Here is a 14,322-nt window from a genome sequence, read left to right as displayed (position 1 = left end):
GTGTATGGTGTCGGCTATCGTTATGAAGATACCTTGCCCGATCTGGACAGCCACCTCTGAGCGGGTCGCTTCCAACTCAAACCGAAACCGCACGTGGCGTCGGGAGTCCCACCGACATCGAGCCGAGCAACCCCTAGCACGCCACCCTGCCACTGGCCTTCGCGCGATAGCGCGGCTCCCGCCGGCCGGGGACGCCCGGGCCGGCGATGTGCGCCGTTGCCGTCAGGCGGTCGCGCCCGAGCCGGCGCTGCCCGCCGCCCGACCCGGCAGTCGCCCGCGGACGAGCAGGGAGACTGCGATGGCGACGATACCCGCTCCGCCGATGGTCAGCGCGAGCAACATGAAGTTGTCCTGGAGCCACGCGATGGTGACGCCGCTCAGCAGCAGAAAGGCGCCGAAAAGGGCCATCTTCCAGTCGAGATAGATGCCGGACAACACAGCCGCGAGACCGATGACATAGATGGTGACGAAGGCATCCTGCTCGTCGTTCAAGAAGTCCTGCACCGCGTGCGCGTAGAGCAGGCGGATAACGAGGATGAGCGCCCCCCAATGCAACACCTGCCGCAGAATATAGGTCCAGCGCTCGGCGCTGGTGGCGCCGGCGAACCGCCAACCGCCGAGGATGGACACCAACGCGAGCAGCGGGATGAACAGCTGCCAGTAGTTGCTCATCTCAGCGGCGTTGTGCGCCGTCATCGCCACCAGAACCAGCGCAGCCACGTAGAGCACCAAGTAGGGCAGTTGGTAGATGATGAAGCGCTTGCGGTCGAGCTTTTCGTCGGATACGGACACGTCTGACTCTCCTTCAGGCTGGCGGGCGCTCTGGCGTGCTCAGTGCTGGGCGTTGTCGGCCTCTACCGCTTCCAGCAGCCGGTCGTAAATCTGCGGGAAGGTGTAGGCCACGCGATTCCAGGACGGGATCAGCTTCGCCTCCTGCGGACCCTTGCTCTGCATCCAGGCATCCCAGAGGAAGCCGCGAAAATGGCTCGCGGCGGATTCTTCTTCGTACAGATCGTAGTGCAGATCGTTGACGTCGGAGTCGTAGCTGTACTTGCGCACGTATTTGAGTGCGTTCTGGTAGTAGGTGTGCAGCAGCATGTCCACGTAGGAGTCGTCCAGCGGCACGCCGTGGGAGCGCATGTAGGTGAGATAGAACTTGGCAATATCCACCACCATGCGGTGCAGGCCTTGGTTGGTGTCGTCCGGCGAGAGCTCCTGGTGCTTGTGCTCATAATTGGGCGCAAGGTCGATCTGCGCCACCTGCCGACGGGTCAGCTGGTCGTATACCTGCGACAGCGTCGCCACTTCCAGCCCCCAGTCGTACGCAATGTTCAACCCCCGAGCAAGGTCGGACGTGAAGCAGAACTCCCCCGCAAGCGGGTACTTGAAGCTGCGGTGATAGTCGAAGAACCGCTGCAGCTCCGGCAGCCCCTGCTGGCACATGATGCGCGAGAGAGTGTCCACGAAAGGCGTGACGAACAGCCGGGTCACACGGCCCTTCATGGAACGCTCGGTGGGCGAAATACGCGCGTAGTAGCCCTTGCAGAACTGGAAGTCGTTGTTGGGATTGGCCACCGGCTCAATGAGCCGAGCCAGCATGGTGCGGCTGTAGGTAACGATGTCGCAGTCGTGCAGCGCGACGATGTCCGCCTCGTCGCGCGCGAACAGGTAGCCCAGTGTCACCCACACCGACTGGCCCTTGCCCTGCTCGCCCGTGGGGATTTCTCGCTCGGCCATCTGCGCCAACAGGTCTTGGATGCGCGGGCCGTCGATCCAGACGACCCGCACGGCACGCTCGGGTGTCGCGAGGCGGCCGAAATAGGACTGCGCCTCACGGAACTGGGCCTCTTCCCCGGCACCGCCAAGGGCGACGACGATGCTCTTGAGATAGCGCACCTCGGCGATGCGCTCGACGATGCGGTCCAGCACCCCGGCGTTGCTCATCTCGCTGTGCAGCGACGGCAACAGCAGGCTGACGTGGGTGTGGCGGGCATGGTCCTCGAGCTTGCGCTCGAGGTTGCTCAGGTAGTTGTCCTTATCGAAAGCCTCATACAGCGCATGCAGCGTCGTGATCTGCGGTTCCTGGTGGAAATCAGCCATGATCACTACTCCTCGGGGCGGTCAGACAACGATGCCGCGCTGTCCGCACTCAGGTATGCGCAATGGGCTTGCTGGTGAAGAGATAGTCCTTGAGCTCGCCGTCGAACTTCGGGTCCTTGCGGCGGATCCACTCCAGCAGCATCGCCGCATGCTCCTTCTCTTCGTCGCGATTGTGCGCCAGGATCGCGGCGAGCTCCGCATCCTTGCAGGCGTTCACCCGCTGGTTGTACCAGTCGACGGCCTCGAGCTCCTCCATCAGCGAGATGATGGCGCGGTGCATGTCCCGGGTCTCGTCGGACAATTCGTCGATGGGCTCGTGGTAACCCTCGTTTGCCATAGCTGGATTACTCCGTTGGGTTGCGAACATGCAGCGGCATCGGCAGACGGCCAGGGCGGGCAAGGACCTCAGGGCCGGCCCCCAATGCGCTGCCGGATCATCAGGCACCCACAAGGATGACAGAAAACGCGCCACAGTTCCCGCTCGGAGCCATTCGACGCGTATCTGCCGGCGGCCCGGCGCAAGTTGGACCAAACCTTCGAGCCGACCCACTGTACGCCAACGACGTACATGAACTACCCAGATACGCCAGCAATGCCGCAGCGCAACATTGCCGTCATCTCTCCAGGGCACAATATCGGTATCCGCTAATGTACTAACCCTTGGAGTACCGATATGAACAAGTCCCTCTCGACAGCCCTCCTCTTAACCGGCCTGGCGACCGGCGGCCTTGCTGTTGCGAAACCGCCCGCCGACCTGGCCATCGAGCCCTGCATGAATGGCGAGGTCTCTGCCGACGGCACGCTGCCCAGCCGCGAGCTGGCCGAACTGCGCGCCGCCTACGAGCAGCTGGCCAAGCCGAACCAGCACCCGTTCTACACCTTCATGGTCGCCGGTCGCGTGGTGGTGCAGGAGCCCTGAGCGAAACCCTCCACCAGCAAATGAAACAGCCGCAGCTGCCCTACTCGGGCAGCGGTGCCCTGCGCAGCGCAGGGTTAGGATGGCACCACCAGCTTCGGCAGGCCAGTTGCAACTCAGGCTCTTGGGCAATACCTGCACAACCATAACCAGACCCGCAACAAGGGAGCAGACATGCCGATCTCCGAAGCCAGAATCCTCGACTGGGTAGAACGCGGCCGAGTGCCGGATCCGGTGGTGCGTGCCGGGATTCGCCAGCGGCTCAAGAAGATGGTCGACGAGCTGCCCGGCGCGGAGCCGGAGACGGCTTGGGCGCACAAGCGGGAGTTTCTGGCGCTGATGGACGCCTCTCCCGTCGCCGCGGTGCCGGAGCGCGCCAACGAACAGCACTACGAGGTACCCGCGGAATTCTTTGACATCGTGCTCGGGCCGCGGCGCAAGTACAGCTGCTGCTACTGGCCCGAGGGCGCTGACGATCTGGCCGCCGCCGAGGAAGCATCGCTCGCGCTGACCGCCGAGCGCGCCGGCATCGCGGACGGCCAAGACGTGCTGGAGCTCGGCTGCGGCTGGGGCAGCTTCAGCCTCTGGGCGGCCGAGCGCTTCCCGGGCAGCCGCTTCACGGCGGTATCCAATTCCAGCTCCCAGCGCGCATTCATCGAGGCGCAGGCGGCACAGCGCGGCATCGGCAACCTAACGGTGGTCACCGCAGACATGAACGTCTTCGACACCGATGGCCGCTTCGACCGCATCGTCTCGCTGGAGATGTTCGAGCACATGCGTAACTGGCGTGTGCTGTTTGGCCGGGTTCACGGCTGGCTCAAGCCCGGCGGGCGGTTCTTCATGCATGTGTTCTGCCACCGCGAGCATCCGTTCCCTTACCAGGACACCGGTCCCGAGGACTGGATGAGCCACTACTTTTTCGCCGGCGGCATCATGCCGAGCGACGACCTGCCGCTCTACTTTCAGCAACAGCTGAAGCTCGTCGACCGCTGGCGCTGGAACGGGCGCCACTACGAGCGCACCCTGAACGCCTGGCTGGCCAAGCAGGACGCGGCGCGGGAGCGGGTCTGGCCCATTCTTGCGAAGACCTATGGCGAGGATCAGGCGGCGCTGTGGTGGATGCGCTGGCGGCTGTTCTTCATGGGCTGTGCCGAGTTTTTCGGCTACCGCGACGGTACCGAGTGGTATGTGGGGCATTACCTGTTCGAGCGGCCAGCGGATGTTGCGGTTTAAGGAGAGACCGACACATCGGCGCCTCCCCTAATCCGATGCCGATGGCTGCCCTGTGGTGGTGTACAGGGGGGGCCGGCAGCGGCCCGACGCAGCATCGACCATCGCCGGGGGCAGCCATGCGCACCGGTCGCGCCGTCCGTCGTGCCCATCCAGCCTTGCTGACACTGGTGCTCGGCGCGCTTGCCGGCTGCGGTGGCACCGGCGGTGAGCGCAACTACGACCTGCTGTTCACCAACATCGAACCGCTCGAGTACGCGCGCACCCTCTGCCACGGCATCCCCATGCAGGATCAGCACACCTGCATGACCTCAGTGCTCCGGCACTACCGCGACAGCCGTTGGGACGAGCCGGAGCCGAGCGAGGTCACAGGCGGTCCCTTTGTCCTCGTCTTCGCCGACGACATCTACCGCGGGACCTATGTCTCCAATCCCTTCATCTCGGCCTTTACGGTGAGCAACGGCGCCGAGCTCTGCCGCGGGCGCTATGACGCCTTCGCCGGCGACACCCGCGCCGACTTCCGCGTGCACTGCGACGACGGCAGCACCGGTCTCGCAAATATTATCCTCGACATGGATGGCCGCAATGGCGTCGGTGTGCTGGACCTCAACGACGGCCGCCGCGGCCGAATCGTTTTCGGCCACCGGGCGGTCGGCGGCGATTTCCTCTGACGTGTGGCCGGGTAAGGGAGATGCCGATCGATTGGGCATCCCGCTCAAAACGGCACCGGCGGCCTCTGCCAATCCAGACAGGAGCGCGGGCGCGAGCAGCGCCAGGCGCGCTCGGCACTGACCCAGCCCACGAGTGCCGTGCGCCCGGGCCGACCGCGCCAGAGGTTCAACAGCCGCTTACCCCACCCGTAGACGCGGAAAAAGGCCAGCGTCACGCGCTTGGCCTGTTCGAGACGGGCAGCATCCAACGGAGTAACGGTGCAGATGAGCTTATCGTCGTAGAGACCGCGGTCCTGCAGCCGCACGGCGCCGCACGCGTAGGCGGCCACCTCCGTGCCCGGCTTCAGACGCGGGCCCAGCAACACCGCATCCAGTAGATCCCCTTCCAGCCCAACACGGCTGCGAATGCTGCCGTAGTTGAAAGGACACGGCAGCGGCGAAAGGAAGTCGAGCTGCCCTGTGGAGCCCACCTTACGAAAGCTGCCCCGCGGAATCTCGATGGTGACGGCCAAGGGCAGCGCCGCGGGCGGGGCCGGCGTGCCGGCATCGGGCCGCTCGGAGCCGCACGGGGAGCGGTCCGGGCTCATGACGCTGCGAACTTGCCAGCTGCAGCGTCCGCGGGCGTCGCGCTGCGGATGTGGTCCAGTCGCAGGCGGTGGACCTGGCCGTCGGCATCGCGCGCTTGCAGCCACTCCGCCCCGTCAGCGGCGCCGATGTCGAGGGGCAGGGCCAGCAGCTCGCAGCCCGCTGCGGCATCCTGCAGCCTGAGCCGCAGCCACTGACCACGCAGGATCGCGAGCTCCAATGCCTCATGACGCGCGCAGGCGATGGGCTGATACTCGCTCATGTCGCAGCAATATTCCCCTCGCAAAGCCAAGCGACCAGATCCGTATGCCCCACCCGCAGCCGGGAGCTGCCTGCCTCAACCCAGCCGCGCCGCGCCCTCAACCAGGCATCCAAGGCTGCAGACGCGGCCGCCGCGCCCTCGGCCGAGGTCATCTGCGCCGCCGCATCCCGCCAGCCGCCGAGGAGCGCGTACTGTAGCTCGGGCATGTCGGCGCCGAGCACCCAGTCACTCTGCGCTGTCTCCACGCACCAGCCGAGCGCCCGGCAGCGCGCCGCGGCCGTCGCAGCCGCCGCCGGTCCGAGCGCCGGGCCGAAGCCCTTGTCTGTGCGCTGGTGGGCATTCACCCGCTCGACAACCCGGGCATCCTCGGCGTGCTCAGGCGACAGGGTACACCGCCCGTCGTAGGTGAGCGCAAACAGCAGCCCGCAGTGTGCGGCCCGGCAACGCGCCAGCAGGGCGTCGAGCCAGGTCACCGACACCAGGTCGAGCAACGCGGAGGCCGTCACCAAGCCGCCCGGTGGCAGCGACAGTGCCGATAGGCCAGCGCACAGATCCAGGCGCAGGGTCCGGACTGACGCCCGCCAGTTCCCGCCGGCGATGAGCAGCCCTGCGCTCGTCGCTCGACACGCCATCGCTGCGTTGGTCGCCCACTCCGCCATGCGCCCGGGTAGCCGGGTGAGCAGCGCCGGATCATGGTCGACACAGGTCCAGTGCTGGCGATCATGACCCGCCGCCGCCAGCAGCGGCGCCAGATGGCGCAGGTTAGCGCCGGTGCCGGAGCCCAAGTCCAGCACCCGGCATGTGCCGTCGGCCGCCCGCGGCAGGACGGCGAGCCGCCGTACCAGCTCATCCGCGCGCGCGGCGGAATCCGCGGGTGCGCGGCAGGCCAGCCAGTCGTCGCTGAAGTCAGTCATCGGCAACGGCCGCGGCAAAGCGCTGCGCTGCCGTCGACCAATCCGGCAACCGGCGTCGTGCGCGGACAGCACCGTCAGCGAGCCGTCGGCGCAGCTCGGCATCACTGAGCAGTCGCTCGAGGGCTCCGTGGAGCTCGTCAACACGGCCCGGTGCCACCAGTATCCCGGCATCCGCGGGCACCGTATCGGCGATGGCGCCGCCCGTGGTCCCCAGCACAGGGAGCCCGCGCGCCAGGGCCTCGGCATACGCCATCCCATAGCCCTCGAACAGGCTCGCAAGCACGAACAGGTCGGCGCGGCGGTAGCAGCCTGCGAGACCCGCAGCGCCCAGCTCGCCGAGCAGACGCACCCGCTCGTCCAAGCCGAGCGCTGCGATGCGCGCCCGCAGCGCCGCGACCAGATCGCGGTCGCGCTCGAGGCTACCGACGCAGTCGAGCCGCCAGTCGAGGTGCGTGAGTCCGCCCAGGGCCTCCACCAGCAGCCCATGCCCTTTGCGGGGCGTGACGCTGCCGACACAGATGAGCCGCAGCTCGCCCCCACTGCCAGTGCTGCCAACCGCCGGTGGCGCCGGGTCCGTGCCGGGCTCCACCACGCGCACGCGCGCCGACGGCACGCCGTAGTCCGCGAGCAGCTGTGCCGTGTGGACGCTGGTGGCCACGACGCGCCAAGCATGGCGCAGTGCTTGGGCCTCCATAACGCGCAGGCGCTCCGCTTCGGCGGGGTCCAGACCCGTCTCCAACGCCAATGGGTGATGCACCAGGGCCACGAGCCGGAGTCGTGCCGCATGGCGGGCGGCGATGCCCGGCATGGCGCCGAAGGCAAGGCCGTCCACCACCGTCAAAGCCCCTGCCGGCAGCCCGGCCAGCACAGCATCCGCCTCGGCGAGCGCCAGCGGCGACGGGCGCGGGAAGCGCGTGTCCAAGCTTCGCACGAAAACCGCGCGACCCTGCGCCCGCAGCGCTTGGACGATCCGCTTGTCGTAGCGCGTGCCGCCGGTGAGTGCCTCGAGGCTGCCCGGCAGCAGCAGGTACAGGGGCTCTTCCATTGCGCGCGGCGGGCTCGGGGGCATGGAGGTGGCGTCAGATCGGGTCGCGCGGTCCCGGAGTCCGATCGGGCCCGCGTCAGGCGCCGAGCGCACCCTCGTAGCTGGCCCATGCCACATGCGACTCCGCCAGCGTGATGCGCATCGCGGTGAGTCCGGCGGCACCGGGACCGAGGTCGCCGGCTTTGATGCGCGCCGCCATGCGCTCGAAGATGGCCCGGGCCAAGAACTCCGTGGTGGTGTTCTGCCCGGCGAAGTCGGGCTCCTGGTCCAGGTTGCGATAGTTGAGCGCACCCAGCACCTCGCCGAGCACGGCGGAGGCCTTGCCGATATCCACAACCAGGCCATCGGCGTCCAGCTCCGGGCGCCGCAGCTCGCAGTCCACCACGTAGGTTGCACCATGCAGGCGCTGGGCCGGGCCAAAGATCTCGCCCTGGAAGCTATGGGCGATCATGATGTGGTCGCGGACGGTGAGGCTGTACATGCTGGGGTCCCAAGTAGTTGCCGATCTATTGGGCATCCTGCCCCGCACGGGGAACGTCCATAATTCGGTGCTTGCCTAAGTCGATGAAGCCAAGAGATTAACGGCAAGCCCCCCACCAGCGCGAGCACACGAGCCATCCAGAGCCCTCAGGCCCCCACCTGTCAGCCGTAACGGACGCGCTGTGTCAGCGTCTCCCCAGGCGCCGTGGCCAGACGCGCCTGCACGTCCGGCAGGGCCTCGAAGGCGCATTCGTCTGTGACCAGTGCATCGAGCTGGGCGGACGCCGGCTGCGCCAACAAAGACAGCGCCAGCTCCAGGCGGCGGCGGTGATCCCAGCGCCCGCGCTGGGCTGTCGCCACAGTGCCCACTTGCGAGGACACCAGCCGCAGCCGACGCTGATGGAAGGCCTCTCCCAACGGGAGCGACACGGGCTTGGCGCCGAACCAGCTGAGCTCGAGCACAGTCGCCTCGAACGCGGCGACCCCGAGCGCCGTAACCAGCCCCGGGGGGCTGCCGCTGGCATGGATCACCAGGTCAGCATCCGCCGTCGCCGTGTCCGGTGTTCGGAAGTCGACGCCCAAGGCGGGCGCGATTCGCGCCCGTCGCGGATTGGTGTCGATGAGCTCCACGGCACAGCCCGGCACACGCGCGGCGAGCCAGGCGACCAGGCAGCCCAGAGTGCCTGCACCGATGACGGCGATGCGGTCGCCGACGCGGGGGGCGGCGTCCCAAAGCCCGTTGATGGCCGTCTCCAGATTGGCCGCCAGTACCGCACGCCCAGCCGGCAACCCAGCGGGCAGGGGGACCACCGCCGCGGCCGGCACCTGGTAGACGTCCTGGTGCGGATACAGGCAGTAGACCAAACGCCCCCGCAGTGCTTCAAGACCCGCCGTGACCTCGCCGACGCTGATGTAGCCGTACTTGACGGGCGCCGGGAAGTCGCCCGCCTGAAACGGAGCACGCATACGCGCGTATTCACTCGGCGGCACCTCGCCACGCAGCACCAGAGACTCGGTACCGCGGCTGATGCCGGAGAAGCGTGTCTTGACTCGCACCCAGTCCGCCGGTAACGGCGGTAGGGCTTCGCTGCGGATCTCACCCCGCTGTGGGCCGGTGACCCAGAACGCCCGTGCCTGTACGGCCTCGGTCATGGCTCTCCGGTGCCTATTCGATCGCGCTGCGGCATCGGTCAGGCGCGCAGCGCGTAGATGTCGCCGGAGTTGGCGCTGGCCGGCAGGGCATCCAGCCAGGCTCGGATGCCGTCAACGTCCGCCCAGCTCGCATGCAGCAGACGTTGACTCTCGCCGAGGGCGGCGTTGAAGCGGCGCACACCGAGCCGACGGCACTCCGCCAGGGCCGCCCGAGCCACCGTGCGCTGAATCGTGGTGAACTCGAAGGAGAAGGCCGGTGGCGGATGGCTCAGGCCCTTGAGCACCTGGTCTTCGTAACCCTCCACATCGATCTTCACGAACCGCGGCGAGCCGAAGCGCTCCACCAGGGCGTCGAGGGTAGTGACCGGCACCCGCACCCGCTGCTCCCAGCGCTGATTCTGCCACGCCTGGTCGTCGGCGGCGGCCTCGATAAAATCGGCGGACGCGGTGCTGACGGTGGGGTTGTCCAGGTTCAGGTGCATGTCGACGCTGCCGGGCGCGGCACCGACGGCAGCCTGGACAATGCTCACCTGTCGGTCGCGCCCGTACAGCAGCCGCAGCAGGCGCGCCGGCTGCGGCTGCGGCTCCACGGCCACCACGCGCATCCCGAGCCGGCGGAAGCTCGCCACCCGATCCCCTACATGGGCGCCGATGTCGAACACCAGGTCGCCAGGCCCGGCGAAACGGGCATGCATGCGGTCCAACGGGCCGCGGCGTTGCGGGCTGTGGTAGACGCGCACGGAGCGCAGCACACCGAGCAGGCCCCGTATGGGCGCCGGCAACCGCGGCCAGCGCACCCAGGCGGGTGCTGGCGAACCGCCGGCCATGCTCAGTCCGCGTGCTCGGCCGCGGCCTCGCGGAGCCGCGCCGGCGTCGGGCGCGGCTGTCCGGGCACCGCCGCCAGATGCAGGGCCGCCACCTCAGGCGCCGGCGCCGTCTCCTCCGGGATGCGCCAGAGACCGATCTGGGCCACGAGCCGACCGAGTGGCGGGATCGAAGTCAGCACCGCGATGGGCACGGCCGCCAGGGCAATGGCGAAGAAGGGCGAGAAGAAGAGCGCTCCCGGCGGGCTTAGCCAGGCGAACCAGCCGACGCCGAAGGCACCGAAGAGCGTCTGCGGCCAGAGCCGGCGCAACGCTGCAGGCGGGCTCACCCAATGCACCGCCCGGCGCTGCGCCCCCCACACCGCTGCCCGGCCAAAGGCGAGACCGGCGATGAAGAAGGCGTGGGCCACCGCCAGAATGGGCGCCATGAGCACAGAGAAGGCCATATCGCCGACGGCCCCTGCCAATAGCCGCGGTCCGCCGCCGAAGCGCAGCCGGCGATCGCCGTCCAACACCACCTCCAGCAGCGCTCCGATCTTGGGCGCAAAGGCCATGCCCATGCTGAGCAAAAACACCGCAAGCCCGGGGCCCGGGTGGAATGTCGGGCCGGTGTCGAAGGCGAGGGGCAGTGCGAACAGCAGCATCAGCAGTACCCAGGCGGTGGAGCCGATGAAGCCACCGGTCGCGAGCAGCAGGTTCATCCGGCTCACCGGATGCAGGCCGGGCCAGCGCAGCAGCTTGAAGTACTGCATGTTGCCATGGCACCAGCGCAGATCGCGCCGCAGGTATTCCGTCAGCGTGGTCGGCGTCTCCTCCCAGCTGCCGGTCTCCAGCAGCATCACCCGCACCTCGTAGCCCGCGCGGCGCATGAGCGCGGCCTCCACCTGGTCATGGCTCAAGACCCAGCCGGACAGCGGCCCCTTGCCCGGCAGTGGCGGCAGATGGCAGTGGTCGATGAAGGGCCTCAGGCGAATCAGCGCGTTATGGCCCCAATAGGGCCCAACGTCCTGCTGCCACCAGGCGTTGCCGGCGGTGAATCCGTTCATCAGCATGCGCATGCCGAACTGCAACGGCCGCGCAAAGGCGCTGGTGGTGGGCAGCCCCGCCATCAGCGACTGCAAAATGCCGAGCTGAGGGGCCTGTTGCATGGTGCGCACCATGCGCAGCACGACGTCGGCCGCCATCAGGCTGTCGGCGTCCAGCACCAGCATGAAGTCGTGCCGGTGACCCCAGCGCTCACAGAAGTCGCGGATATTGCCGGCCTTAAAACCGGGGTTGTCCGCTCGCCGTCGATAGGTGACGGCCATCCGGTCGTGCCAGCGCTCGGTGAGGACCTTGATACGCGCCTCTTCGGCAGCGATGACCTCCGGCCAATGGGAGTCGCTCAGCACGTAGACTTGGAAATGCTCTGCTGCACCGGAGGCCACCAGCCCCTCGATCAGTACGTCCAAGTTGCGGCCGACGGTGGCCGCATCCTCGTTGCGGATGCAGGCGAGCAGCGCCGTGCTGGTGGTGATGGGACTGCGATCTGTGGCGTCCAGCAACGGCGGACAGACCGTGCGTGCCAGGTCGGGGCTGGTGCGCGACAGCACCAAGCCGATGACCGCGTTCCAGAAGGCAATAGCGTTGAATGGCACCGTCAAGGCAAACAGGGCGGTCATTGCGGTATCCAGAGGACTGAAGCCGCCGGCGGACAGGGTCCAGACCATCAGGCCCGTGGCGACCAACAGGGTGGCGGCCACCAGGAGCGCGAATAACTGCCGGCGCCGGCGCACGGGCAATCCGACGGCGCAGGGGGACTCACGGTCGGCCGTTTCGCCGACCGCCGGCAGGGGCTGCGGTCTTCGCATGGCACAACATCCTAGGCTCGGGTGGGGGGATGGCGCAGGGCGACCACCGCGGCAGCGGCGAAGCCCTCGCCGGTCGGGCGCATGACCGCCCGACCCGGCTCCTAGGGGTAATGAGGAACATCCCTAATATTGCAAGCGCTCTGTACAGAGCTGCAGGGTCGTAGCGCACCCCGTCCAGGGCGCGCGCGCGGTGTATGGCGCTTGGGCCGCAGGCTGATCGTCAGAGCACAAGCCGCGGGCTCAATGGCGGCGCGCACCGCCACCCGCTGCGGCGACGGTACGGTGGAGCTGCGCCAGACGCGCGGGCAGGCCCTCGATTGCCGCGCCACGCTCGGTGAGCCGCCTTTGCAGCGCGTCCGCCTCGTCAACGATGACCGCGAGCTGTGGGCCGTCGAACAGCTCGCAGGCGGCATCGAACTCCGCGTCGGACGCCGTCAGCAGCGCGGGTGTCAGGTCCTGCGGGCGAATGGGGCTTTCCGGATGCAGCAGGTCCGCCACCAGCGGCTGCTCCAACAGCCGGAAGTGGATCTGCCGGGCATTGGCTTCGTCGGCGAGCTCCTGCTGCGCCGTGGGGTCGTCGCCAGTATGCCGCTGCAGGGTGCGCATGATGACGCCGATGAGCTTGGCCAGTGCCTGTTTGGGCTCCGACTGATCCTCCGGCAGCCCACAGGCCTGCTCGTAGTGGCGCTCCAGGTCTGCTTTCAGCTCCAGCACCGGGTCGCTGCCAGCGTCCGGCGGCAGGTCGACGGCGCGCTGCACAAGCTCGCGGAAGGACTGGCGGAAGGCTTCGAGCTCCTCGTGATCCAGCCTCTGCGCCTCCAGTAAGTCCTCCGGCGCCACCTCCTCCGGTGGCCAGGCGAACAACGGATTCAGGTGCCGGCGGCGCAGCTGACGCTCGCGGCGACCGGGGTGATGGGTGAAGGGAAGGTCCATGGCGAGGGCTGAGGGCTGAGGGCTGAGAAGAGCGTGCATTACGGTGAACGCATTTCGGCACTGATCGAGAGGCCACGTCCCTAGCGGCCAGCGCCCGGCCCCTGATTCAATGCTTCGTACAGGGCCGAATAGTCCATGTCGCCATAGCCAGCGGCGATGCCACGTTCGGCCGCTGCGGCCACCGCTTCGAGCAGGCCTGTATCGATGCCGGCCTCGCCCATCACGCTTTGCATCAGGCGGACGTCTTTAAGCAGGTGCTTGAGTGGGAAATTGGCGCTGGCATAGTCGTGCTGCAAGTACTTGTCGAGCTTCTTGTCGAAGGTGGGGGCGTAGAGTGCACTGCCGCGCAGCATGCCCATGAACTGCTCCACGTCCAACCCCGCCTTACGGACCAGGCCGAGACTGAGCGCGAAGCTCGCTGTGAGCCCGGCGATGAGCTGGTTCATGGCGAGCTTGAGCGCCGCAGCCTGGCCGACGCCCCCAATGTGCCGTGGCTCCTGCGACAGTGCCTCGAGCACAGGCAGGCAGCGCCGGTATAGCGCCGCATCGCCGCCTGCCATCACCAGGAGCTTACCGGCACGCGCCTCCGGCAGGCTGCCGAGCACCGGCGCCTCCAGATAGGCACCGCCCGCGGCGGCCACGCGCTCCGACAGGGCCTGACTCTCCAACGGGGCGATGGTGCCCATTTGCACCACGGTGCGCCCGGCGAGGTCAGGCAAGGAGTCGGTGGCGAACAGCGTCGCCTCGATGGCATTGGCGTCCGCCAGCAGCAGCAGCACCAGCTCGGCATCGGCGATGGCGCCGGCGGCCGTCTCCGGCAGCCGAATGCCGACGGTGGCAAGCGGAGCCGCCTTCTGCGCGGTGCGGTTCCAGGCGCTCACCGCGAAGCCCTGGTCCTTGAGCCTGATGGCGATCTCACCACCAAGGAGTCCGGTGCCAAGAACGGAAACTTCCATGAGCTGCCTCGCTGGACATTCGGGGTTGGTGGGCTGGCCGGGATGGACGATGCGGGTTGGCCCCGGAGTGATTCTAGATCCGAAATTGTAACCGGTAGAGTAGAGATCAGGGCCACCCCTCGCCCACCTAGTCAAACGCAGCATGCGGGCGACCCGTTCGCCGTCCCGTTCCCCGTCCCGTTCCCCGTCCCATTCAGGGAGCAGCGGCAGACTCGAAGAATCCCAAAACCGAAGCCTATGTCGTCCCTCCGGCTGTCTGGCCCGTGGGGTCCGCATTATCTAAGGAGATGCTGATTTATTGGGCGTCTTGCCCCAAAATCGGACGGCGCCGGGCCTGTGCAGCGATTGGGCGGTTTCCCGGCTCCGTCATTTTAAGCGACTGACGTCGCCGAAAATGGCGGGTG

General features: G+C 67.6%; 16 protein-coding genes. 3 read left to right on the top strand and 13 right to left on the bottom strand.

Annotated features, from left to right (window positions below; all coding sequences use genetic code 11):
- Positions 1-222: 222 nt before the first annotated feature.
- Genes I6U14_RS04700 through I6U14_RS04690 form a run of 3 tightly spaced genes read right to left on the bottom strand, consistent with a single transcriptional unit; the run spans position 223 to position 2,437 of the window.
- Entirely contained in the window at positions 223-792 is a 570-nt protein-coding gene (locus I6U14_RS04700; protein WP_296897283.1) for a hypothetical protein, read from the bottom strand.
- Positions 793-831: 39 nt separating this feature from the next.
- Complete coding sequence (locus tag I6U14_RS04695) at positions 832-2,100, bottom strand: hypothetical protein (RefSeq protein ID WP_296897282.1); 1,269 nt, start codon at positions 2,098-2,100, stop codon at positions 832-834.
- A 49-nt stretch (positions 2,101-2,149) separates the two neighbouring features.
- Positions 2,150-2,437, bottom strand: coding sequence for a ferritin-like domain-containing protein (locus I6U14_RS04690; protein ID WP_296897281.1), 288 nt, complete (start codon positions 2,435-2,437; stop codon positions 2,150-2,152).
- 336 nt (positions 2,438-2,773) lie between these two features.
- On the opposite strand from I6U14_RS04690, the gene I6U14_RS04685 reads away from it, so the two are divergent.
- The 3 genes from I6U14_RS04685 (at position 2,774) to I6U14_RS04675 (ending at position 4,917) form a co-directional block, all read left to right on the top strand.
- Positions 2,774-3,019 carry a hypothetical protein gene (locus tag I6U14_RS04685; protein WP_296897280.1) on the top strand — a complete coding sequence of 82 codons (246 nt, stop codon included), beginning with the start codon at positions 2,774-2,776 and terminating at the stop codon, positions 3,017-3,019.
- A gap of 171 nt (positions 3,020-3,190) precedes the next feature.
- Complete coding sequence (locus I6U14_RS04680) at positions 3,191-4,249, top strand: cyclopropane-fatty-acyl-phospholipid synthase family protein (protein ID WP_296897279.1); 1,059 nt, start codon at positions 3,191-3,193, stop codon at positions 4,247-4,249.
- 116 nt (positions 4,250-4,365) lie between these two features.
- A complete protein-coding gene (locus I6U14_RS04675; protein ID WP_296897278.1) occupies positions 4,366-4,917 on the top strand; it encodes a hypothetical protein in 552 nt (183 codons plus the stop codon).
- Positions 4,918-4,961: 44 nt separating this feature from the next.
- Here the strand turns inward: I6U14_RS04675 and I6U14_RS04670 are convergent, their stop codons facing one another.
- The 10 genes from I6U14_RS04670 to I6U14_RS04625 all read right to left on the bottom strand — a co-directional run bounded on the left by I6U14_RS04670 (position 4,962) and on the right by I6U14_RS04625 (position 13,918).
- Positions 4,962-5,504, bottom strand: a complete 543-nt coding sequence (locus tag I6U14_RS04670; RefSeq protein ID WP_296897277.1) for an inorganic diphosphatase — start codon at positions 5,502-5,504, stop codon at positions 4,962-4,964.
- Entirely contained in the window at positions 5,501-5,764 is a 264-nt protein-coding gene (locus I6U14_RS04665) for a transcriptional antiterminator, Rof (RefSeq protein ID WP_296897276.1), read from the bottom strand. The genes I6U14_RS04670 and I6U14_RS04665 overlap by 4 nt, the downstream gene beginning before the upstream one ends.
- Positions 5,761-6,678, bottom strand: coding sequence for a class I SAM-dependent methyltransferase (locus I6U14_RS04660; RefSeq protein WP_296897274.1), 918 nt, complete (start codon positions 6,676-6,678; stop codon positions 5,761-5,763). Before I6U14_RS04660 ends, I6U14_RS04665 begins: the two co-directional genes overlap by 4 nt.
- Complete coding sequence (locus I6U14_RS04655) at positions 6,671-7,723, bottom strand: glycosyltransferase family 4 protein (RefSeq protein WP_296897272.1); 1,053 nt, start codon at positions 7,721-7,723, stop codon at positions 6,671-6,673. The genes I6U14_RS04660 and I6U14_RS04655 overlap by 8 nt, the downstream gene beginning before the upstream one ends.
- Positions 7,724-7,799: 76 nt before the next feature.
- Positions 7,800-8,204, bottom strand: coding sequence for a 6-carboxytetrahydropterin synthase (locus tag I6U14_RS04650; RefSeq protein ID WP_296897270.1), 405 nt, complete (start codon positions 8,202-8,204; stop codon positions 7,800-7,802).
- A 161-nt stretch (positions 8,205-8,365) separates the two neighbouring features.
- Positions 8,366-9,355, bottom strand: coding sequence for a zinc-binding alcohol dehydrogenase (locus I6U14_RS04645; RefSeq protein ID WP_296897269.1), 990 nt, complete (start codon positions 9,353-9,355; stop codon positions 8,366-8,368).
- A gap of 38 nt (positions 9,356-9,393) precedes the next feature.
- Positions 9,394-10,182: an FkbM family methyltransferase gene (locus tag I6U14_RS04640; RefSeq protein WP_296897267.1), complete on the bottom strand. Its 789-nt coding sequence runs from the start codon at positions 10,180-10,182 to the stop codon at positions 9,394-9,396.
- Positions 10,183-10,184: 2 nt separating this feature from the next.
- Positions 10,185-12,029 carry a glucans biosynthesis glucosyltransferase MdoH gene (gene mdoH / locus I6U14_RS04635; RefSeq protein ID WP_296897265.1) on the bottom strand — a complete coding sequence of 615 codons (1,845 nt, stop codon included), beginning with the start codon at positions 12,027-12,029 and terminating at the stop codon, positions 10,185-10,187.
- A gap of 240 nt (positions 12,030-12,269) precedes the next feature.
- Entirely contained in the window at positions 12,270-12,962 is a 693-nt protein-coding gene (locus I6U14_RS04630; protein WP_296897263.1) for a hypothetical protein, read from the bottom strand.
- An 80-nt stretch (positions 12,963-13,042) separates the two neighbouring features.
- Positions 13,043-13,918 carry an NAD(P)-dependent oxidoreductase gene (locus I6U14_RS04625; RefSeq protein WP_296897261.1) on the bottom strand — a complete coding sequence of 292 codons (876 nt, stop codon included), beginning with the start codon at positions 13,916-13,918 and terminating at the stop codon, positions 13,043-13,045.
- Positions 13,919-14,322 lie beyond the last annotated feature (404 nt).

It is taken from the genome of Thiohalocapsa sp. (genome assembly GCF_019695415.1).
In the GTDB taxonomy this organism is placed as follows: domain Bacteria; phylum Pseudomonadota; class Gammaproteobacteria; order Chromatiales; family Chromatiaceae; genus Thiohalocapsa.
The sequence above is the reverse complement of the archived record's forward strand: the minus strand, read 5'-3'. Positions and strand labels throughout refer to the sequence as shown.

Coding starts and splice junctions, on each gene's coding strand:
- I6U14_RS04695 (WP_296897282.1), bottom strand. CDS start 2,100: ATGGCTGATTTCCACCAGGAACCGCAGATCACGACGCTGCATGCGCTG.
- I6U14_RS04690 (WP_296897281.1), bottom strand. CDS start 2,437: ATGGCAAACGAGGGTTACCACGAGCCCATCGACGAATTGTCCGACGAG.
- I6U14_RS04685 (WP_296897280.1), top strand. CDS start 2,774: ATGAACAAGTCCCTCTCGACAGCCCTCCTCTTAACCGGCCTGGCGACC.
- I6U14_RS04680 (WP_296897279.1), top strand. CDS start 3,191: ATGCCGATCTCCGAAGCCAGAATCCTCGACTGGGTAGAACGCGGCCGA.
- I6U14_RS04675 (WP_296897278.1), top strand. CDS start 4,366: ATGCGCACCGGTCGCGCCGTCCGTCGTGCCCATCCAGCCTTGCTGACA.
- I6U14_RS04670 (WP_296897277.1), bottom strand. CDS start 5,504: ATGAGCCCGGACCGCTCCCCGTGCGGCTCCGAGCGGCCCGATGCCGGC.
- I6U14_RS04665 (WP_296897276.1), bottom strand. CDS start 5,764: ATGAGCGAGTATCAGCCCATCGCCTGCGCGCGTCATGAGGCATTGGAG.
- I6U14_RS04660 (WP_296897274.1), bottom strand. CDS start 6,678: ATGACTGACTTCAGCGACGACTGGCTGGCCTGCCGCGCACCCGCGGAT.
- I6U14_RS04655 (WP_296897272.1), bottom strand. CDS start 7,723: ATGGAAGAGCCCCTGTACCTGCTGCTGCCGGGCAGCCTCGAGGCACTC.
- I6U14_RS04650 (WP_296897270.1), bottom strand. CDS start 8,204: ATGTACAGCCTCACCGTCCGCGACCACATCATGATCGCCCATAGCTTC.
- I6U14_RS04645 (WP_296897269.1), bottom strand. CDS start 9,355: ATGACCGAGGCCGTACAGGCACGGGCGTTCTGGGTCACCGGCCCACAG.
- I6U14_RS04640 (WP_296897267.1), bottom strand. CDS start 10,182: ATGGCCGGCGGTTCGCCAGCACCCGCCTGGGTGCGCTGGCCGCGGTTG.
- mdoH (WP_296897265.1), bottom strand. CDS start 12,029: ATGCGAAGACCGCAGCCCCTGCCGGCGGTCGGCGAAACGGCCGACCGT.
- I6U14_RS04630 (WP_296897263.1), bottom strand. CDS start 12,962: ATGGACCTTCCCTTCACCCATCACCCCGGTCGCCGCGAGCGTCAGCTG.
- I6U14_RS04625 (WP_296897261.1), bottom strand. CDS start 13,918: ATGGAAGTTTCCGTTCTTGGCACCGGACTCCTTGGTGGTGAGATCGCC.